This window comes from Pedobacter sandarakinus (genome assembly GCF_026240095.1).
Lineage (GTDB): Bacteria > Bacteroidota > Bacteroidia > Sphingobacteriales > Sphingobacteriaceae > Pedobacter > Pedobacter sandarakinus.
On sequence record NZ_JAPIVG010000006.1, the window covers coordinates 142944 to 164557 of the forward strand.

The window sequence follows — 21614 nt, forward strand, 5'->3', positions numbered from 1 at the left end:
CTTAATGCGTTTGCCTAATAAATCTCTTTAATCTAAATTATCAAACAGGTCTATCCACGTTGGATTAAGACTTTTTATTAATTCTATTTTTTGTAGCCTGCTACCTCCTTTAATTCGCTTTTCTTCATCAATGGCTTCTTCCACATATGGAAAAAATTCAAAGTAAACTAATTTATAGCATTTGTATTTTGAGGTAAAACCCTGAGGATACACATTGTTTTTGTGCTCCCAGATACGGTTTCTTAAATCTGATGTTACACCTGTATAGTAAATATTATTGAAAACATTTGTCATGATGTAAACGCATCCGCCTCTTTCCATAATACATATTTTATTTCGTCATTGCGAGGTACGAAGCAATCTTAATGCGTTATAAAGGTTGGCTCACCCATAGTTGTAAGACTGCTTCGTACCTCGCAATGACGGATTAAGCTTACAATCCCTCTAACATCGCTTTAATTACCGCCTGTGCAGCCCATAATCTATTCCCAGCTTCATGAATTACCAGTGAATTTGGCCCATCTAAAATTTCGGAAGACAACTCTAAATCGCGGCGAACGGGCAAGCAGTGCATTACCTTCGCATCATTGGTTAATTTAAGTTTTTCATTATTCATCATCCAACCATCCGGATAGGTTAAAACTTTGCCGTATTCTTTGTAGCTACTCCAGTTTTTAACATAAACATAATCCGCACCGGCCAAAGCCTCTTCGATATTGTACTGAATAGCTGCACCTGGCGTAAATTGTTCCGAAAGTTCATAGCCTTCAGGTTGGGCAATGGTAAAGTCGATCATGCCTTCAGATTGTGCCTTGCACATCCATTCTGCAAAAGAATTTGGTACGGCCTGTGGCAATGCCTTCACATGTGGCGCCCAAGCTAAAACCACCTTTGGTTTACGACCGTTTGGTTTTTTGGTCCATGTTTCGTGAATGGTAATAATATCGGCAAAACTTTGTAGTGGATGGCGGGTTGCGCTTTCTAAACTTACCACCGGAACGGCGCAATACTTCACAAATTTATTGAACAAATCTTCGCTATAATCTTCCTCACGGTTGTTCAATTTAGGGAAAGAACGTAGGCCTAAAATATCGCAATATTGCCCCATTACAGCCGCTGCCTCACGAATGTGCTCTACCGTACTGCCATTCATGACTACACCATCTTGCGTTTCTAATGCCCAGCCTTCCTTATCCAAATTCATAACCATTACATTCATGCCCAAATTAAGCGCAGCTTTTTGGGTGCTTAACCGGGTACGCAAGCTCGGGTTCATAAAAACCAATCCTAAGGTTTTGTTTTTTCCCAAACTCTGGTGCGCATACGGATTAGCTTTTAATGCAAGCGCATCGTTTACAAATTGTTTGATGCTGGGTACATCGTGTACGGAAGTGAATAATTTCATATTTTCTAGGGTTTGAGGTTTGAGGTGTAGGGTTTAAGGTTTTCCTACACCACCTCTTAAAAATTTCAAAAAAGAAATTAGCATCGCTCTAACTTCATTAATTGACTGGTTTACTTTATTATATTATTCTTCACTTATATAATTCAATTCTGAAGCACATAAGCAGCAATAATCTATTTCGTTTGTAGAGCCAAGCGCAGTGTCAATAAAATGAGCAAAGTCCTTATCTGTAAATCTACCACATCCTTCGACGATATTTAACGGGATTGACAATGAGGCTCTAGTTAACTGAGAAGTTAATTCAAATCTTTCTTCTTTTGGAAATTTTGTAGCAATCTCCTTTTTGATGAACATATTTAGTTCGTGAGATTTTTTCCAAACATCAAGCTTTTTGTAGTCTCTCATGACCTTAAGCCTTATGCCCTATACCTTTAACCGCTTTTTCAAATGCACTCAAAAATTCATCCGCATGTTCTTTGGTCAAATTCAACGCTGGCAATAAACGAATTACATTAGGTTTCGCTTCGCCTGTAAAGATGAAATATTTAAATAATAACTCTTTTTTAACATGGGCAAGTTCTTCAGGTAACTCGATACCAATCATCAAGCCTCTGCCACGAACTTCTTTTACCTGCTCGATTTTTTTCAACGATTCGATAAGATAAGCACCAACTTCTTCGGCATTTTTCATCAGGTTATCTCTTTCCATTACTTCTAAAACTGCCAAAGCCGCAGCGCAAGCCAAGTGGTTACCGCCGAAAGTGGTACCTAATTCGCCATGCCAAGGTTTAAACTTTGGTGCAATGGAAATTCCCGCCACCGGAAATCCATTACCCATTCCTTTTGCCATGGTATAAACATCGGCTTCTACACCTGCATAATCGTGCGAGTAGAATAACCCGGTACGACCGTAGCCACATTGCACACTATCAGCAATGTAAACTGCATTATATTCATCACAAAGTGAGCGAATTTTTTGCAAGAAACTTTTCGAGGCTTCTTTAATACCTCCTACTCCTTGGATACCTTCGATAATTACGGCAGAAATTTCATCACCCTGCGATTTAAAAATTTCTTCTAAGGCCACCTCGTTATTAAAGGGTAAGAAAATGACGTTTTCTGTTTGGTTAACCGAAGCAACGATTTTCGGATTATCTGTAGCAGCCACAGCTAAAGATGTACGGCCGTGAAAAGCTCCACTGAAAGCAATTACCTTTTTTCTTCCATTGTAAAATGAAGCCAATTTTAAGGCATTTTCATTGGCTTCAGCTCCAGAATTTACCAAAAACAGTTGGAAATCCTTTTTACCAGAAACCTGGCCTAATTTCTCTGCAAGTTGCACCTGCAAAGGAATTTTTACTGAGTTAGAATAAAATCCTACCCTGTTTAGTTGATCGGTTAAACGTTGTACGTAATGTGGGTTGGTGTGCCCAATGCTAATTACCGCATGGCCGCCATACAAGTCTAAATATTTTTGATCGTTAGCATCCCAAACATTGCTGCCTTGTGCTTTTGTAATTTCTATATCGTTAAGGGGGTATACGTCGAATAAATTCATAATTGAGGTGTGAGGTTTGAGGTGTAGGGTTTAAGGTTTTGCCCCTCCACTTCTTAAAAATTTTAAAAATGAAATTAGCATTGCTCTAACTTCGTTAATTGATTTGTTCACTTTTAGATAATCATCCTCGCTTATGTACTTCAGTTCTGATGCACACAAGCAGCAATAATCAATCTCATTAGTAGAACCTAAGGCGGTATCTAAAAAATGTGCAAAATCTTTATCAGTAAATCTTCCACATCCTTCTACAATATTTAAAGGAATAGATAAAGAGGCTCGGGTAAGTTGAGATGTTAATTCAAATCTTTCTTCTTTTGGAAATTGAGTGGCAATATTTTTCTTGATGAACATATTCAACTCATGCGATTTTTTCCAAACATCAAGTTTTTTATAATCTCTCATGCTATTTTACCTTGTGCCTTTAACCCTACACCTTCCAGCTTTATTAAAAATAGGCTGCTTTCAACTTCAATCCTGCTGTTTCCTCCAACCCAAACATTAAGTTCATGTTCTGAACAGCTTGTCCGCTAGCACCTTTTAAAAGGTTATCTATAATGCTGATAATAAATAATTTATTGCCGTGTTTTTCTAAGTGAACAAGGCATTTATTTGTATTGACCACTTGTTTTAAATCGATGTTTTCCCGGCTTACATGGGTAAAAAGATGATTGGCATAATAGCTTTCATACAATTCGTAAGCTTGCTCTTCTGTCAAATCACTTTCTAAATACATTGCTGCTAAGATACCTCTGGCAAAATCACCACGTTGTGGGATGAAATTCAAAGCCTCTTTTACTTCGCCTTGCAATTGCGCTAAACTCTCGCCTATTTCATTCAAGTGCTGATGTTCGAAAGCCTTGTAAATAGAAAGGTTATTATTTCTCCAACTGAAATGTGAAGTTTTGCTCAAGCTTTGTCCAGCGCCAGTTGAACCTGTTGTAGCATTAATATGAACTTCGCTTTGCAATAAACCTTTTGAAGCCAATGGCAACAAACCCAACTGAATGCAAGTTGCAAAACAACCAGGATTAGCAATGTTGCTCGCTGTCCTAATCTCAACATGATTTAATTCTGGTAAGCCATAAACGAATTGACGATTTTGGATTGACGAATTACGACTTAACCTAAAATCTTGAGATAAATCAATGATTTTAACTTTCTCATCGATAGGATTAGCTTCTAAAAATTTCCTCGCATCGCCATGGCCAACGCACAAAAACAACACATCGATGTCTTGCGAAATCTGGTCTGTAAAACGTAAGTCTGTATCACCAAACAAATCAGTATGTACATCAGAAATTAAATTTCCTGCGTTACTGCTGCTATTTACAAAAGCAATTTCTACGTTTGGGTGATTAATCAAAATACGTAGCATTTCGCCACCTGTGTATCCTGCACCTCCAATAATTCCTGCCTTTATCATATTTTTTAAGGTTTAAGGTGTAGGGTTTAAGGTGTGGGGTTGGCGTGTTTACCTTTCGCCTTTTTACCCTAAACCTTAAACCTAGAAGCTACGCCTCGTTATTTACTTTATGCCAAATCATTACCTGGTTACCGAAAATTTTAGAGAAACCTTTTACATCTTCTCCGCTCCAGGCATTGTTCATTTCTCCGTAGCTACCAAATTTATTGCTCATCAAATCGTTAGCACTTTCTATCCCGATAATGTGGAAACGGTAAGGCAACAACTCTACAAATACTTTTCCGTTAACAGTGCTTTGTGTAGAACTTAAGAAAGCCTCCATGTCACGCATAATTGGATCATGGAATTGACCTTCGTGTAACCAGTTACCGTAGAACGATGATAAGTTTTCTTTCCAGCTTAGTTGCCATTTCGTTAAGGTATGTTTCTCTAAAGCATGGTGCGCTTTAATAATCACCATCGGCCCTGCCGCCTCAAAGCCTACACGACCTTTAATGCCAATAATGGTATCGCCAACGTGAATATCACGACCCACACCAAACGGAGCCGCAATAGCTTGTAATTTTTGGATAGCACGCACAGGCTCCAACGTTTCACCATCAACAGCTACCAATTCTCCTTTTTCAAAAGTGAGTTCTACCTGTTTTGCTTCGGTTTCGGTAACCTGCGTTGGCCAGGCACTTTCTGGTAAGCTTTTGTTAGATGTTAACGTTTCCGCACCACCTACGGAAGTTCCCCAAAGTCCTTTATTTATCGAATACTTCGCTTTCTCTGCTGTATATTCTACACCATGTTTCGCTAAATATTCTATTTCCGCTTCGCGGGATAATTTTAAATCTCTAATAGGTGTAATGATCTCCACGCCAGGAATAAGGATATTGAAAATCATATCAAAACGAACCTGATCATTACCTGCCCCGGTACTGCCATGCGCTACATAATCAGCACCAATTTTTTTAACATAGTTGGCAATAGCGGTTGCTTGGCAAACACGTTCTGCACTTACAGATAGTGGATACGTGGCGTTTTTTAACACGTTACCAAAAATTAAATACTTGATGCTATCGTTATAGTAGTTTTCGGTTTCATCTACCGCAGCATGCGATGTTACGCCCAAAGCATAAGCCCGTGCTTCTATTTCTTTAAGCTCCTCTTCAGAAAAACCACCCGTGTTTACCACAACCGAGTGCACTTCTAAATCTCTATCTTTAGTTAAGTGGATGCAACAAAATGAGGTATCTAAACCTCCGCTAAATGCTAAAACAACTTTCTTTTTCATCATGTATTTATTTATTAACCTTCTCGTCATCGCAGGCACGAAGCAATTTTACAACTGATAATCCTTTCGATTTAGGATTGGTTTGTGCCTTGAAATGACTTACGCTCTATTTTTTCAATTCTATTTATTTAACAAGGCTAAAAACATTAACACCAACTTAAAATCTTTAGTGCCTTTATTTTTTTCTACCAAGCGCTGCTTGATACGCATGAAACGCTCGTACAGGCCCGGTTTTTTCTGTAGTTCTTCTGCGAAAACCTTTGCTGCTTCGTGTTTTTTCTCTGCCGGATCGTAAAGCATTGCCGTACACATGCAGTTTTTACGCTCTTTCATCTTCAAAATCTCGAAGTTTACACAGCTCTGGCAGCCTTTCCAGAAATCTTCATCTTGTGTAAGTTCAGAATAGGTTACTGGCTCGTAACCTAAATCAGAATTGATTTTCATCACGGCCAACCCGGTAGTTAAACCAAATATTTTCGCCTTTGGATATAGCTTCCTAGAAAGATTAAAAATTTCTTGCTTGATGGCATGGGCTAATCCACCTTTTCGGTACTTCGGACTAACAATCAAGCCAGAATTCGCTACAAACTGACCATGGCTCCAGGTTTCGATATAGCAGAAGCCAGCCCAAGAACCATCTTTATGGAAGGCAATTACCGCCTTACCCTCTTGCATTTTTCCTGCAATGTATTCTGGCGAACGTTTGGCAATACCAGTTCCCCGGGCTTTTGCAGACTCAGCCATCTCAGTTACAATCTCTTCAGCAAAAACATGGTGCTCTGCGATAGCGACTTGTACTATAAATTCATTAATATTCATTCGTTTCTCTAACGAAAAATTAAGATATTCTTGTTAATTGGGTTTTTAGAGAGGATCAATTCCTCGTTACGTTTAGTATAGGGTACTAAATACGTGGAGTAAAATTTTGCCGCATTGTGGGGTAGTAAAACACAGGCTGAAAACGATTGATAAACAAATTCTTCCCGAACGCCAATTGGGCAGTCAGAACAGAAAATTTGTATAAAAATTGTTTAATCATTTATAGTGTACTAAAACAGCTTTAACTCTATTGAGGTGCAAAGGTTTAAATAAAAAATGAGTTACACAATAATAAACTGATTTTTTTATTATTGCCCTGCTTTTTTTAATCTCCGATGACCGATTTTCTTTCACTTAAAACTGATGAGTTCATCTTAAATATATTACAGCCTTCTACCGAATTCAGCTGATTCCAACAGGCGTCCCTTATTTAGAATTATTACAAATAATTTGGAATTTCTATTTTTCTGGTGTTTATTTGCAGCTGTTTAGAATTAATCCAAATAAAAATACAATGTTTAAGATCAGTTTCACCAGTTTTATTTTCTTCCTCCTCTGCTCACAGGCAGCATTTTCACAGCAATTTTCGGTAATAACGGGTACAATTAAAACATCTAACGGTAATCCCGCTGCTTACATTTCGGTAGGACTTAAGGGAAAGGGCCAGGGAACAACTTCAGACGAACTTGGAGCCTATACAATTCACCGGGTAAAACCTGGCACATATACTATCATCGCTTCTGCCGTAGGCATTCAAAAATCTGAAAAAACGATTACCATAGCTGCCGGAGAAAATAAGGAAGTTAATTTTACCTTACTTGAGGATGATCAGGCACTAAAAGAAGTAACGGTTGCAGGCATTCACAAAAGATATAAAATAAGTTTGCCTTCAGCTACCCTGCGCCTTAACGAACCGTTGTTAGAAGCGCCACAAAATATCCAGGTGGTGAGTAATCAGGTAATAAAAGATCAGCAGATTATCAGCATGAGCGATGGTATACTTCGTAATGTAAGTGGAGCTGTTAGGTTAGAACACTGGGGAGATTTATACACTAATGTTTTAATGAGAGGTTCGCAAATTCAAGCCATGCGCAATGGCTTTAATGTGGTTTCATCTTATTGGGGGCCATTAACTGAAGATATGAGCTTTGTAGATCACATTGAATTTGTAAAAGGTCCGGCAGGATTTATGCTTGGCAACGGCGACCCAAGCGGCATGTACAATGTAGTAACCAAAAAGCCTACTGGTTTAAATGAAGGAGAGGTTTCTTTTACCGCAGGCAGTTACGATTTATATAGAACGGCTATTGACTTAGACCGTAAAATAACAGCTGACGGGAAATTTTTATTCAGGCTAAATGCTGCAGCACAAAACAAAGGTTCATTCAGGCCTTTCGAAGAAAACAATCGCTATAGCTTTGCCCCGGTATTAAGTTATCAAATTACGCCAGGTACTAAATTAACCGCTGAGTATACCTTGCAAAACGCAAAAATGACTGAAGTAGGGTCATATTACCTCTTTAGCACCACCGGATATGCTACACTTCCAAGAGACTTTACCTTAACACAACCAGGTGTACAACCCACACGCATAAACGACCATAGCTTGACCTTAAACCTACAACAACAGCTGGGGCAGAATTGGAAAGTTACCGGGCAAGCGGCATATTATAAATACCTGCAGAACGGATCGAGCTCTTGGCCCTCGGCAATCTATCCTAACGGAACCCTCATTAGAAACGTAGGTATTTGGGATGCCGAAAGTTCGATGCATTTGGCCCAACTCTTTGTGAATGGCACCATGAATACAGGTGGTATTGTACATCGCATTTTGGCGGGTTTTGATGGTGGAAAGAAAGACTACATGGCAGATTGGGGCCAATCTCATAATTTAGATGCCGCAACATCACCATTTAGTTTAGCTAACCCAAATTACGGATTTCCCTCAAATGGATATCCTAATTTTGACCGTTCAACGAGTTTAACTGAAAGGGCTGTTGCGGCTGGGGGTTTAATGAGTCAAAAATATATTAGTGGCTATCTACAAGATGAACTAGGCTTTTGGGAGAATAGAATTCGTCTAACTCTTGCTGGTCGTTACACATACGTAAGCCAATCTGCATGGGGAGGTGCGCCAGACAAGGCTAAACACATTACGCCAAGGGTTGGCTTAAGTGTATCTGTAGATAAAAATACTGCTGTGTATGCGCTGTATGATGAAGCCTTTACCCCTCAATCTGGTTTTACAAGAGATGGCAGCACACCGAAACCAATTACTGGTAATAACAAGGAAATCGGAATTAAGAAAGACTGGTTCAATGGTAGGTGGAATACTACTTTATCTGCCTACCGCATTACGAAGCAAAACGAACTTACCGCAGATCCATTTAATCAGGCCGGGGAAAATTTCAGTATTGTTGTTGGTGAAAAAAGAGCACAGGGTATAGAATTTGATATACGCGGAGAACTGGCTAAAGGCTTAAACCTGATTGCCAATTATGCTTATACTGATGGAAAAGTAACTGAACTGGCTAACGGAGTTCAAAACGCAACCCTATTTGTTGGCCAGGTAATACCGGGTTTTGCTAAACATACTGCTAACGCATGGCTAACCTACACATTACAAAACGGCACGCTAAAAGGCCTAGGTATTAACGGGGGATTCACCTACCTGGTAGATAGGGCTACGGCGAATTTTAGTCCTACCAATTCTGAGCAAAATTTACCAGATTATTTTAAACTGGATGGAGGCATTTTTTGGGCGAACAGAAAGGTTAAGATTACAGGAAACGTATTTAACATATTGGATAAGTATTTATATTCTGGTTCGTACTACACCAATTATTGGAATGCACCAGACTATAACCAGCCAGCATACTCGTGGCAGGCAGAAGCACCAAGAAACTTTAGAATTAGCGTAGCTTATAAGCTTTAATTTCCCATTCTGGATGATTGATAAGAAAAAAAATAAGGGTATTAAATATTGGATCGGCAGAATCCACCTGTGGCTTGGGCTTGCTTCAGGACTGCTGGTATGCTTTTTAGGGATAACGGGTTGCATTTTAGCTTTCGAAAAAGAGATTGAAAATGTTACCCAACCTTATCGAAACTTAACCGCTATCAATAAGCCATTATTACCCCCCACGAAATTAAAAGAGATTGCAGATGAAGCATTGCCAAACAAACATGCGCATAGCGTTACCTATCAACCAGGAAAAGCAGCGCAAGTAGTCTACTATAACTTCGACCCTGAATACTACTACATTGTTTTTGTAAACCAATACAGTGGCGAGGTTATCAAGGTGAAAAATATGAATGACGATTTTTTTAGAATTGTAATTCTCGGCCACTATTATCTGTGGTTACCGCCAGCCATTGGACAACCTATTTTAACTACTGCCACGCTTTTGTTTGTGATTTTGCTGATTTCTGGTCTCATTTTATGGTGGCCAAAAAGTAAGGCAGCATCAAAACAAAGATTCTCCATTAAATGGAATGCAAAATGGCGCAGGGTGAACTATGACTTTCACAATGTGATGGGATTTTACATCACCTGGATTATCATCTTTATTGCCCTTTCTGGTATGGTAATGGGATTTCAATGGTTTGCAAATTCCGTTTACTTTGTTGGTTCTGGTGGAAAATCATTGGTACCATTTACCGAGACCTATTCTGACACGACAAAAAATGGTTTGAAATTGAATGCTACCGCAGCGGATATTATATGGAATAATTACCTGGTTGCAGATCCTGCTTTTAAAGGTAGTATAGATGTTCATGTACCCGAAGATGCAAAGGCATCAATTGAGGTGGCTAAAAATCCCGATCCCGATACCTACTGGAAATCAGATTATAGATATTTCGATCAACATACCTTAAAAGAGATCGAGGTCAATCATGTTTTTGGAAAGTTTAAAAATGCAAAACTTGCCGATAAAATCATGAGGATGAATTATGATATACATGTGGGGGCAGTCGGCGGAATTGCCGGAAAAGTTATTGCCTTTCTGGCAAGTTTGGTGGCTGCAAGTATGCCCATTACAGGTGTGCTCATCTGGATAGGAAGAACCAAAAAGAAACGCAAAAGCAAGTCTGCAAATGGCATTAAAACCTAACTGTCTATAAAAGTTAAAAAAGGTCTTGGTTAGTTTTTTGTAAATGGCTGATGGTTTTGATAACCTTCGGCCTTTTTTTGTAGTTTTAACATCTTAGTCAGATTAAATCACCTTACATGAAAATACTTTTCTGCATATTCCTGATCATTTATGCCTTTAATAGTACCGCCCAGGATTCTGTTTATGTTCGCAAAACCATAAATACCCTAACTGCAAAGCAATTTTGGGGACGTGGCTACACTAAAGATGGAATGAAAAAGGCCGCTGAATTTATAGGGAAGGAATACCGAAAAATTGGACTTACTCCCATAAACCAGAGCTACTTTCAAGAATTTACTATGCCTGTAAACACCTTTCCTGGCAGAATGAGCGTGAACATTAATGGCAAAACATTAATTCCGGGAGTGGATTATATCGTTAACAATGAAAGCCCAACTTTAAAGGTAACTGCACTTTTGAAAAAAATAGATAGCCTTAATTACCAGGCAACACCGAGTTTAAAAGTTACCATGAAAGATAAACTGACATGGTCTGTTGCTTCGGAAGTTTCGAAAAACACCATCATTGATATAAGTCGAAAAAGTGTTAAAGAAGTGCCAACTACCATAAGTGTAGATATTGAAAATAAGCCGATCGAAAACTTCAAGGCCTACAATGTAGTTGGAATGGTTAAGGGCACCCAATATCCAGATTCGGTGTTGCTAATTACGGCACATTACGACCATTTAGGGGGCATGGGAGAAAACACTTATTTCCCGGGAGCTAATGATAATGCAGCTGGTGTAGCCATGCTACTAAGCTTAGCTAAATATTATATTAAAAACCCGCCAAATTATTCCATTGGCTTCATCTGCTTTGGTGCCGAAGAGGCTGGCTTGGTGGGTTCTAGATTTTTTGTAGAAAATCCCATGGTTCCCTTGTCTAACATTAGGTTTTTACTTAACCTCGATTTGGTAGGAACTGGCGAAAGTGGAATGACAGTTGTTAATGCGAGTGTTTACCCGAAAGCGTTTGCATTATTAAATGAAATTAACGACCAAAAACACCTTATCCTTAAAATTAATGCAAGGGGAAAAGCGGCAAATAGCGATCATTATTTTTTTACTGAAGCTGGAGTTCCGGCGTTTTTTATCTACACCCAGGGTGGCCCAGCATTCTACCATGATGTTTTCGATCGTTCTGCTACTCTACCACTATCCGAATACCATGATCTTTTTAAACTTCTAGTTGATTTCAATCGCCAAATGATGAAATAGGAATCAAAAGCTAGGATAAAATCCTTAAATGTTTATATCAAACATTGCTTTTATGGTATGAATAGTAAATAATGGAATTATAAATTTGGGATAATATTTTGTTATGTTGGGATAAATAAATAGTCTTGAAAGTGGTTGTTCTTCATCTTTGGATAAACAAAAAAGAAAACCATTTAAGATGAAAACGATACAAAAAATTACCCTTGCCTTATTAATGATCTTTAGCGTAGCCGTGAACGTAAATGCTCAAAACCAAATCGAAATTTTGGTAGTCGGATCCAATCACAACAATGGCAAATCAAATCAAAACTTCACATTGCTTATTGATCAGCTTAAAAATTTTAAACCTGATATGATTTTTGGCGAATACCTCTCGCCGAGCGACTATCACAATCTTCCTGATAGCAATTGGGCAAAGGCGCTGTTTAAGAAGAGACTAGATTATATCAACCAGTTAAATCCAGCAACAAGCAAGAACCTGCCAAAGCAAATCCAAAGAGATCAAAAATTACTTTCTGATTTTGCTTACTACCATCAAACCAGAATGCAACTGGCTACTGCCTATCTAAAAAATTGGGATAGAGCAAACGCAGAATATCAGATATTCATTCTGGAAGAATATATGAAAGATAAGTTTGGCAAAGAAGAAAAAGCCACTTATGCAAAAATGTTTGGAGGCATAGATTCGCTAAAGAAGAATAACCTTTTCAGACCAAACAGCGAGTACAATAAGGTTTTTTTTCCATTGGCATACCAATTAAAGCAAAACATCATATATCCAATGGATAATCAAACCTATGATAAACCATGGGGTATTGCGTGGGGCAGAACTGACTCGCTATATAAAGTAATGGAAAAAAAGGCTCAGGCAGACAGCACTTCTCCGGAAGCTAAAACTTTAAAGGCAATTGCAGATTTTACCCGGACTTCTCCAGATGATGAGAAACAATTTAGTGAAAACCCTTACGGTGCGATCAACGATATCCGCTATGGAAAACTCGACGAAGTTTGGAATTTATATGGCGGTCGTCAGTTTGCGGATTATCCGGGAATGCCCTCCGCCTCTATCAAAGAGATGATAAAATATTGGACCTTGCGGAACGAGGGGATGTGCAAAAACATCATCGCGCAAGCAAAAGCACAAAAAGCAAAGCGAATTATAGTTGGTGTTGGTGGCTCTCATAAAATGATTATGGAAGAAATTTTGGCTAAGAATGCAGACGTCAAGATCATCAAACTAAGCGAATTGCAATAGCGCTTAAAAGAAAACCGCTGGATAAGTTTCCAGCGGTTTTCTCATACTTTTAATGTGAGCTTAACTAAATACTGATCTTGCCCGTCATCAGATATCATTTCGCAATTCCACCCGGTGCTTGCTGCCACACTTTTAATTGTATCTTCATCGAGGTAAACCCAATTAAACCAATTCCCTTTCTCTCCCTTGTATTCATATTGGTAGCAAACCTCTCCAAAATACTGGTTTTGAGGTTTTGGCATATCTTCATAGAGGTAAGAAATATCAGAGGAATCAAAAATTAGTTGCCCACCTGGATTTAACAGGGATTTTATCTCCAACAAAAAATGCTGGAAACCTGCTAAAGTGCCTGTTAAGCCAATTCCATTCATCAACATCAAAATGGTATCGAACGTTTCTCTGTAAGTGAAAACATCTTGCAAAAAGGCCTTTTTAACACCTCTTTTTTTCATGATCTCTACAGCAGCTTCAGAAACATCAATGGCGGTAACATCAATATTAAATGCCTGCAACAACAAGGCATGACTGCCCACACCTGCCCCTACATCTAAAACTTTACCGGTACACATGTGTAAAGCTTGCAATTCTAGCATGGGCATATCTTCATCATCCCTAAAGAAAAAAGCTAAAGGCATTTCTTCGGGCTCGCCATAAGAATTATGTAAGAATAGTGGCTCGGCATCGCCAGTATTGTAAATATCAGTAAGGGCTTTCCCAAAAACATCCATGCCGCAAAGATAATGATGAGAGTTGAAACGCTAAGCTATGATTTTCGTTATTTTATTGAGCTGCTGTTTCCCTATTCCAGTTCAAACTCCTGGTGGTACTCTGGTATAGCTACATTTTTGAAACCAGTATTCTTTAATCGCGTAGCAAAGTTCTGTTGCACATCATATTCCCCATGAACCAGGAACAAGCGCTTTACCTTCTCCGGATCCTGGCAGGATAAGAATTGAAGTAAGTCTTCATAATCACCATGTGCACTCATCGATTTAATTGATCTGACTTCTGCCTTAACCTCATACTTGTCCCTAAAAATGTCAACCACTTTTTTTCCGGCGATCAATTGTCCGCCAAGCGAATCTGGATCGCAATAGCCTACCATTAATATAGTATTCTTAGCATTACCAATATTATTTCTGATGTGATGTTTCACCCTGCCAGCATCGGCCATGCCAGAGGCAGAAATAATTACACATGGTCTAGGATCATCGTTTAAAGCCTTAGACTCTTCAACGCTTTCGATAAAACGTAAACCCTTAAATCCAAAAATATCATGATCTACCTTCAGCACCTGCTTTACCCCATTGTTGTAAACTTCAGGATGATTTTTTAGAACTTCAGTGGCTTTAGATGATAGCGGACTATCAACATAATAAGGTACGTTTGGTAACTTTCCTTTCAACTCTAAACCATTCAAGGCAAAGAGTAACTCTTGCGTACGGCCAACGGCGAAAGCCGGGATTATTATTTTACCCTTTTTAACTATGCAGGTGTTGTTGATGATTTCAAACAATAAATCTTCAATTGGATCTAGGTCTTTATGAAGTGAATCACCATACGTAGATTCCATCAAAATGTAATCGGCTTGGGAAAACTGTTGCGGACTTTTTAGCAAGAGATCTCCATAGCGACCAACATCTCCAGAGAAAGTAATTCTGGTAGATTTCCCATCTTCTGTAATCGTGAGATGAACTGCAGCACTGCCTAAGATATGTCCAGCATCAGTAAATCGGAGCGTGATGTGCTCATCTACTATAGAATCCTGTTCATAATCAACAATCTTCATCTGGCTAAGTGTTTTTATAACATCATCTTCAGTGTATAGCGCTTCTTCCATTTCCTCCCCCTCACCAACATGCCGGTTGGAAAATTCCGCATCTTGCAGCTGAATTTTAGCAGAATCGAGCATGAGGATACGAGCCAAATCCATAGTTGGAGCGGAGCAAAAGATGGTGCCTTCGAAACCATCGGCAACAAGTTTTGGCAATAACCCACAATGATCGATGTGGGCATGAGATAGGATTAGGTAAGTTATTGCTTTAGGATCAAAACCAAAATATTCATTCAGTTTATCGGTAACGTAACCCATGCCTTGAAAAAGGCCGCAATCTAAGAGTATTTGTTTATTATTGTTAAGCGTAATAAGGTGCTTACTACCCGTAACAGTACGGGCTGCACCGTGAAAAGCAATTTTCATTGAAGTATGGTTAGCTATAAAGAAATAAAAATGCCGGATATTTCCGGCATTTCCAATTCTTTTATGCTTTTACTTCAGCGATTTTATCTTTAACTTTCTCAGCTGCGTCGGCTGCCTTATCTTTTAATCCAGCTAACTTATCTTTAGATGCATCTAATAGATCAGCAAAAAAATCAGAAAACTTACCTTTTAATTCACTATTTGAATCAGACGATAATGCTAATGCGATGGTTGCTCCTAATGCTGCTCCGGCTAAAACGCCCACTATAATTTTTGTTTCTTTTTTCATGATCTTCGTTCTTTAGTATTTAAACATATTTCACCAACAGGTGTTTTAATTTTTTTAATAAACCAATTCTTAATAACCATGAAAAGCATTTTCTTTATTGATTTAGACAATACGATTTATTTTACAAAGCCTAATGCAAACATATTAATGGACGATCTATACGCCCTGCTAGATGATTTGGATCTAGGTATTTCGGAAGAGGATTATGAGAAAGCGAAAAAAGAGATGCTACGTATCCCGTTCTTGAAGCTAGCAGAAAAATATGGCTTCAAAGCTGAAGCTGTTGAGCGTGCAGTAGAATATCTCGCTAATCGAGAAGTAACAAAACCCTTAATTTCCAGCGAAGATTATCAGTACATAAAAGCATTGGAAGGACGTAAATTTATTGTAACGGCTGGATTTCCCAAACAACAAAGGTCGAAAGTAAAAATGCTTGGCATAGCCGATGATTTTGAAGAAGTTGTGGTTGTAGATGTTACCGCATCAGATAAGAAAGCTGCTTTCATATCGCTAATAGCGAAATACAACCTTAATAGGGAAGAAATTTTAATTATTGGTGATGATGCGGATAGTGAAATCAAATTTGGACTTGAACTTGGTATTGAAACATTTCTTCTAGATCCGGATGAGCTACACCTTGCTTCCGAAACCACTTACCGTGGTATAAATCTGCGCAAATTAGCCAATGCTGCGGGCCAGGCTAATATATAAAGAAAGAGGCTGCATCATCAGTTGAATTTTAATTTCGAAGATGGGCTTTCCAAAAATAGTCGATCACTATTTTCGAAATTTTTGTCTGTTTGAGCTGGTCTACAACCTTAATGCTATAGACAAGCTTAGCGAACAATCTCCAAAATTAAATCCAGTAATTTCTTTGTAGAAATTACTTTCGACACAGCCTCTTTTTATTTATCCTCTACCACCTCTGGATGGTCTTCCACTTTCAGCGCCCCCACCTCTTTGCTGTGGTGGGGCAGACTCTGTTCTTCTTTGCTCTGATCGTTGTTGCATTTGTTGCTGTGATCTTTGCTGTTGCGCTTGTGCATCTCTTTGCGCTCGTTCTTGTTGCTGTTGTTGGGCCCTTTGCTGTTGCGCTTGCGCATCTCTTTGCGCACGTTCTTGTTGCTGTTGTTGGGCTCTTTGCTGTTGCGCTTGCGCATCTCTTTGCGCACGTTCTTGTTGCTGTTGTTGCGCCTGTTGGCTACGTTGCTGTTGCATTTGTTCAGCACGTTGCGTACGTTGTTGCTCCATCTGCGCCCTTTGCTGATCTGTCTGTTGGCTACGTTGCTGCTGCATTTGCTCAGCACGTTGCGCACGTTGTTGATCCTGGCTTCTATCAGCCTCAGTTGGGTTTCCGTTTATACCATTAGTGTTCCCACGGCTAGCCCTGTCGTTGTTGTTTCTATTATATACATCGCCACGGCTTTGCTGGTTGTTGTCCCTGCTCACATTTCCTTCTGATCTTGCTTGCCCTGTACGGTTTTCAGTTCTTGATCCGTAACGGTTGTCATTTGTGTTTGCAGATGAGCCAACACTTCCCCGCTGATCTCTGTTAGCGTATCCCTCACTTCTTCCACCTCTGCTGATACCAGAATTTCCTTGTTCAAATTTCCGTGGCGCTGCGCTACGATTGTCTACCTGGTTACGTTCTGGTCTAGGTCTGTATATAGATACTTCTCGTCCACCGACGCGACTTGCACCTGGCCTGCTACTTTGTGCATACCGATATACGGTTACATCCCGATTCGTTGCCCGTCTGATATCGTCAATTCGTGGTCCACCGTAATAACTCCTTTTATTGTAAACATAGGTATTGTTGATGATGGTAGTATTTCGGATATAAACATTATTCCTTCTATAATCGTATCTCGGAAAACTGTTGAAATAAATGCTTCGTTGAGGTATAAAATTCCAGCAAAACTCTGGCACTACATACCTGCGGCCGAAACTTAAATTAATGCTAATTGCTGGCGCCATTGGTGCCCAACCGTAATATCCATCTCCACTTCTCCAATCTACCCAAGCTGGACCCCAGTTGGTATCTGGCAACCAAATCCACTGGCGGTAACTGTTAATTACCCACCTACCATAATGAAATGGTGCCCATCCCCAATCGTAATTAGATACCCAGGTATTTCCATACTCTGTCATTGCCCATCTTCCGTTAGTGTAATATGGACGAAATTCGCCCTGGTTTACATCTGGACGCCAAACGTACCCATATTGCGGATCTTGAATCCACGTTCCGTAAGGGGATAGTTCATCGTAGAAAGTTTGTAAAGAAACGTTACCGGTACTGTAACCATCGTCCTGGTAATCGTTTTGGTAGTCTTGTGCCCCGACTACAGTTGTGGTTCCGGCAAGGAGCGCAAAAAGCCCCAGCACAATTGCCGATTTTTTCAGTGTTTTCATTTGTGTGTTTATTTAATAACCTAGTGTGTGTGTATCAATTAGAGCACCAAAATTTTTAAAGGTTTAATATGCTTGCATAGTTTCTAACAATAATGCCAAATCTTGCATTTTTAGGCCTATTTAACTATTTATTAACGTTTTAAACGGGTTTTAATTGTGCAGAAAAGGAGTCAGTGGGAAATAAAATTTGCTACACCAGTGATTAGAAAAAAGATTATATCGAATGTTATAAGAACTTTAAAACTTAAGTTCTATTTATTCTAGTATTTTTGCAGGATGCAAAATGGCACATTATACCTTATCCCTGTTCCCTTGGCTGAAGAGGTAGCACACAAGACTTTTACACCATACTTGGTAGATACTATTAACCAGATTGATACCTATATCGTTGAGAATAGTAAAACTGCCCGTAGATTTTTGAAAGAGGCTGGCTTAAAAACGCCACAGAAAGACTTAATAGTACATGACTATGGAAAGCATAACCGTACCGATTTAGGTCAATTTTTTGTAGAGTTAGGCCAAGGTAAAGATGTTGGGTTAATGAGTGAAGCTGGTTGTCCGGGTATTGCAGATCCAGGTGCCGATATTGTTGCAGAGGCCCATAAACGTGGAATTAAGGTGGTTCCGCTAGTAGGTCCAAGTTCTATTCTATTGGCATTAATGGCTTCTGGATTTAATGGACAAAGTTTTGCTTTCTGGGGATATTTACCCATAGATAAAGAACAACGTACAAAACGAATCAAGGATCTGGATTTATCTGCCAGCAGGTATAAGCAAACGCAAATATTTATTGAAACACCCTTTCGCAACAACCAGCTTTTTGAAGAAGTTTTAAAAAGCTGCAAACCCAATACGCAAGTTTGTGTGGCCTGTAACTTAACTAGTGAAGATGAATTTATCAAAACACAGAGCGTATATAATTGGCGAAAGGAAGAAATAGACCTACATAAGAAACCGACTATTTTCTTATTGTACTAGCTTTAAGGTAAGCTATTAAGTTGTCCGGTTAGTATATTTTTATACCGCCGAGGGTTGCTTTCCATTTTGTATTTAATAACGCTTTCCACATTAAGTTAGGCCTATCATCGAGATAACAATTGCTTATTTCAGCAAATTTCCGCTACAAGCATGATTATTTTAACTGAAGATGACTTATAAAATCAGCAAAGCAGGCGAAGTATTTCCCCACAATTTTTAGTGGAAAACTTGGTTTCCAAAGCCTTTTAATTTCACAAATCCTGATTAGCTTTGCTTCCTTTAAAATTGAATAATTTAATATGCTAGCCCACCATAAGATCATTTCTGCAGCATTAAAAATTGCAGAAAAGCAGGTTACCGCAACCGTAAATTTATTAGATGAAGGTGCTACTGTACCTTTCATTTCTCGTTACCGGAAAGAGGCAACTGGAAGTTTAGATGAAGTTGAAGTTGCCGCAATTAGAGACCGTGTGCTCCAATTACGCGACTTAGATAAACGCCGTGAGGCCATTTTAAAATCAATGACTGATCTCGGGAAATTAACACCCGAGTTGGAAAAACAATTTAATGAGGCCGAAACCATCGCATTGCTGGAAGATATTTACCTTCCATTTAAACCTAAACGTAAAACCCGTGCATCGGTAGCAAAAGAAAAGGGCTTGGAACCTTTAGCTTTACAAATATTTGATCAAAAAAACATCGATCTCTTCATCGAAGGAGATAAGTATATTGATGCAGAGAAAGGTGTAAACTCAGTTGAAGAAGCCCTAGCTGGCGCCAGAGACATCATTGCGGAGATGATTTCTGAGAACACCGAAGCACGGACCAAGATGCGCCTGTATTTTCAGGAAAAAGCCATTTTCAAATCTGAAGTTATCAAGGGAAAGGAAGAGGAAGGCATCAAATACAAAGATTATTTCGACTGGACCGAGCCGGTAAAGTCTGCTGCATCGCATCGCGTACTTGCCATGCGCCGCGGCGAAAAAGAACTAATTCTACGTTTAGATGCCATACCACCAGCAGAACACGCATTGGCTATTTTAGAAAACCAATTTATGATCAACAACAATGCGGCAGCTAAACAAGTACAACAAGCCTTAGCAGACGGTTACAAACGCTTGTTAGAACCAGCAATGGAAACTGAACTGAGGGTTTTAACCAAACAAAAAGCCGACGAAGAAGCCATTAAAGTATTTGCAGAGAATGCCCGCCAATTGTTGCTAGCTGCACCAATGGGACAAAAAAATGTGCTGGCAATTGACCCCGGATTTCGTACCGGCTGCAAGGTTGTTTGCCTCGATAAACAAGGCAAACTTTTAGAAAATACCGCAATTTATCCTCATACTGGACAAGGAAACGTTAAGAACGCTGCTTTCGCTATAGAACAGCTTTGCGAGAAACATAATGTTGAAGCTATCGCTATTGGAAATGGTACTGCAGGTAGGGAAACAGAAACATTTGTTAGAGGCTTAAACCTACCAGGTGTTAGCATCGTAATGGTAAATGAAAGTGGCGCCTCGATCTATTCTGCTTCTGAAGTTGCGAGAGAAGAATTCCCTACTCAAGATATTACGGTCAGGGGCGCAGTTTCAATCGGTCGCCGATTAATGGATCCGTTGGCAGAATTGGTAAAAATCGATCCAAAATCTATTGGCGTTGGCCAGTACCAGCATGATGTAGACCAGACTAAACTGCAAGCAAGTTTAGATGATACGGTTATGAGTGCGGTTAATGCCGTCGGTGTAGAACTAAATACGGCATCAAAGCAAATTCTTGCCTATGTATCAGGACTGGGCCCAACTTTGGCGCAAAATATTGTAGACTATAGAAACGCTAATGGTGCCTTTAAAAATCGAGAGAGTTTAAAGAAAGTACCTCGCCTGGGCGATAAAGCATATGAGCAAGCCGCGGGATTTTTGCGTATCCGCCATGCAGAGAATATTTTGGACACTAGTGGTGTGCATCCCGAACGATATGCTTTGGTAAACAAAATGGCTTCAGATTTGGGTACTACCGTTGCAAGCTTAGTAAAAGATCCACAATTGCAAAAGCAAATTAAACCGCAGCAATATGTTACCAATGAAATTGGCCTACCAACCCTAAACGATATTTTAAAGGAATTGGCAAAACCTGGCCGCGACCCGAGAGCGCAATTTGAAGCCTTTAGTTTTACAGACGGCGTTAATGAAATTGGAGATTTAAGAATCGGAATGAAATTACCCGGAATCGTAACTAACATCACAAATTTTGGTGCGTTTGTAGATATCGGTGTGCACCAAGATGGCCTGGTACACACCAGCCAGCTTGCCAATAGGTTTGTAGCCAACGCAAATGATGTGGTAAAGGTGCATCAAAAAGTTGAAGTAACTGTAATGGAAGTTGATGCATCAAGAAAACGCATTTCACTATCCATGAAAACTGAAGAAAAAACAAAAGAAAGAAAAGACGATAGGCCGAAAGCTGAATTTAAAACAAAAGCAACTAACGCTAACTTTAAAGCCAAACCCGAAAAGAAAGATGCCGATGGTGATTTACAGGAGAAACTAGCAAAGTTAAAAAGCATGTTTAAATAATGTTTCGGTGCCTTTTGCAGGAAGCTATCTTGCAAAAGGCACCTGATAATTT

At 39.4% G+C, this 21614-nt stretch carries 19 protein-coding genes; 7 read left to right on the forward strand and 12 right to left on the reverse strand.

Annotated features, from left to right (window positions below; all coding sequences use genetic code 11):
- Positions 1-27: 27 nt before the first annotated feature.
- From OQ268_RS16120 to OQ268_RS16155, 8 genes are all read right to left on the reverse strand, one after another.
- A complete protein-coding gene (locus OQ268_RS16120) occupies positions 28-321 on the reverse strand; it encodes a GIY-YIG nuclease family protein (protein ID WP_265857632.1) in 294 nt (97 codons plus the stop codon).
- A gap of 112 nt (positions 322-433) precedes the next feature.
- Positions 434-1405 carry a Rossmann-fold NAD(P)-binding domain-containing protein gene (locus OQ268_RS16125; RefSeq protein WP_265857634.1) on the reverse strand — a complete coding sequence of 324 codons (972 nt, stop codon included), beginning with the start codon at positions 1403-1405 and terminating at the stop codon, positions 434-436.
- Between the two features lie 123 nt (positions 1406-1528).
- Positions 1529-1810 (reverse strand): four helix bundle protein, encoded by a 282-nt coding sequence (locus tag OQ268_RS16130; protein WP_265857636.1) that lies wholly within the window; start codon positions 1808-1810, stop codon positions 1529-1531.
- Between the two features lie 4 nt (positions 1811-1814).
- Positions 1815-2963, reverse strand: coding sequence for an aspartate aminotransferase family protein (locus tag OQ268_RS16135; protein WP_265857638.1), 1149 nt, complete (start codon positions 2961-2963; stop codon positions 1815-1817).
- 30 nt (positions 2964-2993) lie between these two features.
- Positions 2994-3365, reverse strand: coding sequence for a four helix bundle protein (locus OQ268_RS16140; protein WP_265857640.1), 372 nt, complete (start codon positions 3363-3365; stop codon positions 2994-2996).
- Positions 3366-3408: 43 nt separating this feature from the next.
- Positions 3409-4386, reverse strand: coding sequence for an N-acetyl-gamma-glutamyl-phosphate reductase (gene argC / locus OQ268_RS16145; protein WP_265857642.1), 978 nt, complete (start codon positions 4384-4386; stop codon positions 3409-3411).
- A gap of 88 nt (positions 4387-4474) precedes the next feature.
- Positions 4475-5665: an argininosuccinate synthase gene (gene argG / locus OQ268_RS16150; RefSeq protein WP_265857752.1), complete on the reverse strand. Its 1191-nt coding sequence runs from the start codon at positions 5663-5665 to the stop codon at positions 4475-4477.
- Positions 5666-5785: 120 nt separating this feature from the next.
- Entirely contained in the window at positions 5786-6484 is a 699-nt protein-coding gene (locus OQ268_RS16155) for a GNAT family N-acetyltransferase (protein ID WP_265857644.1), read from the reverse strand.
- Positions 6485-6998: 514 nt separating this feature from the next.
- On the opposite strand from OQ268_RS16155, the gene OQ268_RS16160 reads away from it, so the two are divergent.
- From OQ268_RS16160 to OQ268_RS16175, 4 genes are all read left to right on the forward strand, one after another.
- A complete protein-coding gene (locus OQ268_RS16160) occupies positions 6999-9419 on the forward strand; it encodes a TonB-dependent receptor (RefSeq protein WP_265857646.1) in 2421 nt (806 codons plus the stop codon).
- 13 nt (positions 9420-9432) lie between these two features.
- Positions 9433-10599 carry a PepSY-associated TM helix domain-containing protein gene (locus OQ268_RS16165; protein ID WP_265857648.1) on the forward strand — a complete coding sequence of 389 codons (1167 nt, stop codon included), beginning with the start codon at positions 9433-9435 and terminating at the stop codon, positions 10597-10599.
- A 116-nt stretch (positions 10600-10715) separates the two neighbouring features.
- Entirely contained in the window at positions 10716-11855 is a 1140-nt protein-coding gene (locus tag OQ268_RS16170) for a M28 family metallopeptidase (RefSeq protein ID WP_265857650.1), read from the forward strand.
- A gap of 178 nt (positions 11856-12033) precedes the next feature.
- A complete protein-coding gene (locus OQ268_RS16175; RefSeq protein ID WP_265857651.1) occupies positions 12034-13110 on the forward strand; it encodes a DUF5694 domain-containing protein in 1077 nt (358 codons plus the stop codon).
- A 41-nt stretch (positions 13111-13151) separates the two neighbouring features.
- Here OQ268_RS16175 and OQ268_RS16180 read toward each other — a convergent pair whose 3' ends face one another.
- From OQ268_RS16180 to OQ268_RS16190, 3 genes are all read right to left on the reverse strand, one after another.
- Positions 13152-13838 carry a class I SAM-dependent methyltransferase gene (locus OQ268_RS16180; protein ID WP_265857653.1) on the reverse strand — a complete coding sequence of 229 codons (687 nt, stop codon included), beginning with the start codon at positions 13836-13838 and terminating at the stop codon, positions 13152-13154.
- 71 nt (positions 13839-13909) lie between these two features.
- On the reverse strand, positions 13910-15310 hold the full coding sequence (locus OQ268_RS16185) for an MBL fold metallo-hydrolase RNA specificity domain-containing protein (RefSeq protein WP_265857654.1): 1401 nt from the start codon (positions 15308-15310) through the stop codon (positions 13910-13912).
- A gap of 61 nt (positions 15311-15371) precedes the next feature.
- A complete protein-coding gene (locus OQ268_RS16190; protein ID WP_265857655.1) occupies positions 15372-15599 on the reverse strand; it encodes a YtxH domain-containing protein in 228 nt (75 codons plus the stop codon).
- A 78-nt stretch (positions 15600-15677) separates the two neighbouring features.
- On the opposite strand from OQ268_RS16190, the gene OQ268_RS16195 reads away from it, so the two are divergent.
- Positions 15678-16310: an HAD family hydrolase gene (locus OQ268_RS16195; protein WP_265857656.1), complete on the forward strand. Its 633-nt coding sequence runs from the start codon at positions 15678-15680 to the stop codon at positions 16308-16310.
- Positions 16311-16508: 198 nt separating this feature from the next.
- On the opposite strand, the gene OQ268_RS16200 is transcribed toward OQ268_RS16195, so the two are convergent.
- Positions 16509-18011, reverse strand: coding sequence for a DUF6600 domain-containing protein (locus OQ268_RS16200; protein WP_265857659.1), 1503 nt, complete (start codon positions 18009-18011; stop codon positions 16509-16511).
- Between the two features lie 276 nt (positions 18012-18287).
- On the opposite strand from OQ268_RS16200, the gene OQ268_RS16205 reads away from it, so the two are divergent.
- Both OQ268_RS16205 and OQ268_RS16210 read left to right on the forward strand, forming a co-directional pair.
- Positions 18288-18989, forward strand: a complete 702-nt coding sequence (locus OQ268_RS16205) for an SAM-dependent methyltransferase (RefSeq protein WP_265857661.1) — start codon at positions 18288-18290, stop codon at positions 18987-18989.
- Positions 18990-19288: 299 nt separating this feature from the next.
- Positions 19289-21562 (forward strand): Tex family protein, encoded by a 2274-nt coding sequence (locus OQ268_RS16210; RefSeq protein ID WP_265857663.1) that lies wholly within the window; start codon positions 19289-19291, stop codon positions 21560-21562.
- The last annotated feature ends 52 nt before the right edge of the window (positions 21563-21614 follow it).

What these genes read in the sequence shown, in the direction of transcription:
- OQ268_RS16120 (WP_265857632.1), bottom strand. Translation starts at nt 321, where the DNA reads ATGGAAAGAGGCGGATGCGTTTACATCATGACAAATGTTTTCAATAAT.
- OQ268_RS16125 (WP_265857634.1), bottom strand. Translation starts at nt 1,405, where the DNA reads ATGAAATTATTCACTTCCGTACACGATGTACCCAGCATCAAACAATTT.
- OQ268_RS16130 (WP_265857636.1), bottom strand. Translation starts at nt 1,810, where the DNA reads ATGAGAGACTACAAAAAGCTTGATGTTTGGAAAAAATCTCACGAACTA.
- OQ268_RS16135 (WP_265857638.1), bottom strand. Translation starts at nt 2,963, where the DNA reads ATGAATTTATTCGACGTATACCCCCTTAACGATATAGAAATTACAAAA.
- OQ268_RS16140 (WP_265857640.1), bottom strand. Translation starts at nt 3,365, where the DNA reads ATGAGAGATTATAAAAAACTTGATGTTTGGAAAAAATCGCATGAGTTG.
- argC (WP_265857642.1), bottom strand. Translation starts at nt 4,386, where the DNA reads ATGATAAAGGCAGGAATTATTGGAGGTGCAGGATACACAGGTGGCGAA.
- argG (WP_265857752.1), bottom strand. Translation starts at nt 5,665, where the DNA reads ATGAAAAAGAAAGTTGTTTTAGCATTTAGCGGAGGTTTAGATACCTCA.
- OQ268_RS16155 (WP_265857644.1), bottom strand. Translation starts at nt 6,484, where the DNA reads ATGAATATTAATGAATTTATAGTACAAGTCGCTATCGCAGAGCACCAT.
- OQ268_RS16160 (WP_265857646.1), top strand. Translation starts at nt 6,999, where the DNA reads ATGTTTAAGATCAGTTTCACCAGTTTTATTTTCTTCCTCCTCTGCTCA.
- OQ268_RS16165 (WP_265857648.1), top strand. Translation starts at nt 9,433, where the DNA reads ATGATTGATAAGAAAAAAAATAAGGGTATTAAATATTGGATCGGCAGA.
- OQ268_RS16170 (WP_265857650.1), top strand. Translation starts at nt 10,716, where the DNA reads ATGAAAATACTTTTCTGCATATTCCTGATCATTTATGCCTTTAATAGT.
- OQ268_RS16175 (WP_265857651.1), top strand. Translation starts at nt 12,034, where the DNA reads ATGAAAACGATACAAAAAATTACCCTTGCCTTATTAATGATCTTTAGC.
- OQ268_RS16180 (WP_265857653.1), bottom strand. Translation starts at nt 13,838, where the DNA reads ATGGATGTTTTTGGGAAAGCCCTTACTGATATTTACAATACTGGCGAT.
- OQ268_RS16185 (WP_265857654.1), bottom strand. Translation starts at nt 15,310, where the DNA reads ATGAAAATTGCTTTTCACGGTGCAGCCCGTACTGTTACGGGTAGTAAG.
- OQ268_RS16190 (WP_265857655.1), bottom strand. Translation starts at nt 15,599, where the DNA reads ATGAAAAAAGAAACAAAAATTATAGTGGGCGTTTTAGCCGGAGCAGCA.
- OQ268_RS16195 (WP_265857656.1), top strand. Translation starts at nt 15,678, where the DNA reads ATGAAAAGCATTTTCTTTATTGATTTAGACAATACGATTTATTTTACA.
- OQ268_RS16200 (WP_265857659.1), bottom strand. Translation starts at nt 18,011, where the DNA reads ATGAAAACACTGAAAAAATCGGCAATTGTGCTGGGGCTTTTTGCGCTC.
- OQ268_RS16205 (WP_265857661.1), top strand. Translation starts at nt 18,288, where the DNA reads ATGCAAAATGGCACATTATACCTTATCCCTGTTCCCTTGGCTGAAGAG.
- OQ268_RS16210 (WP_265857663.1), top strand. Translation starts at nt 19,289, where the DNA reads ATGCTAGCCCACCATAAGATCATTTCTGCAGCATTAAAAATTGCAGAA.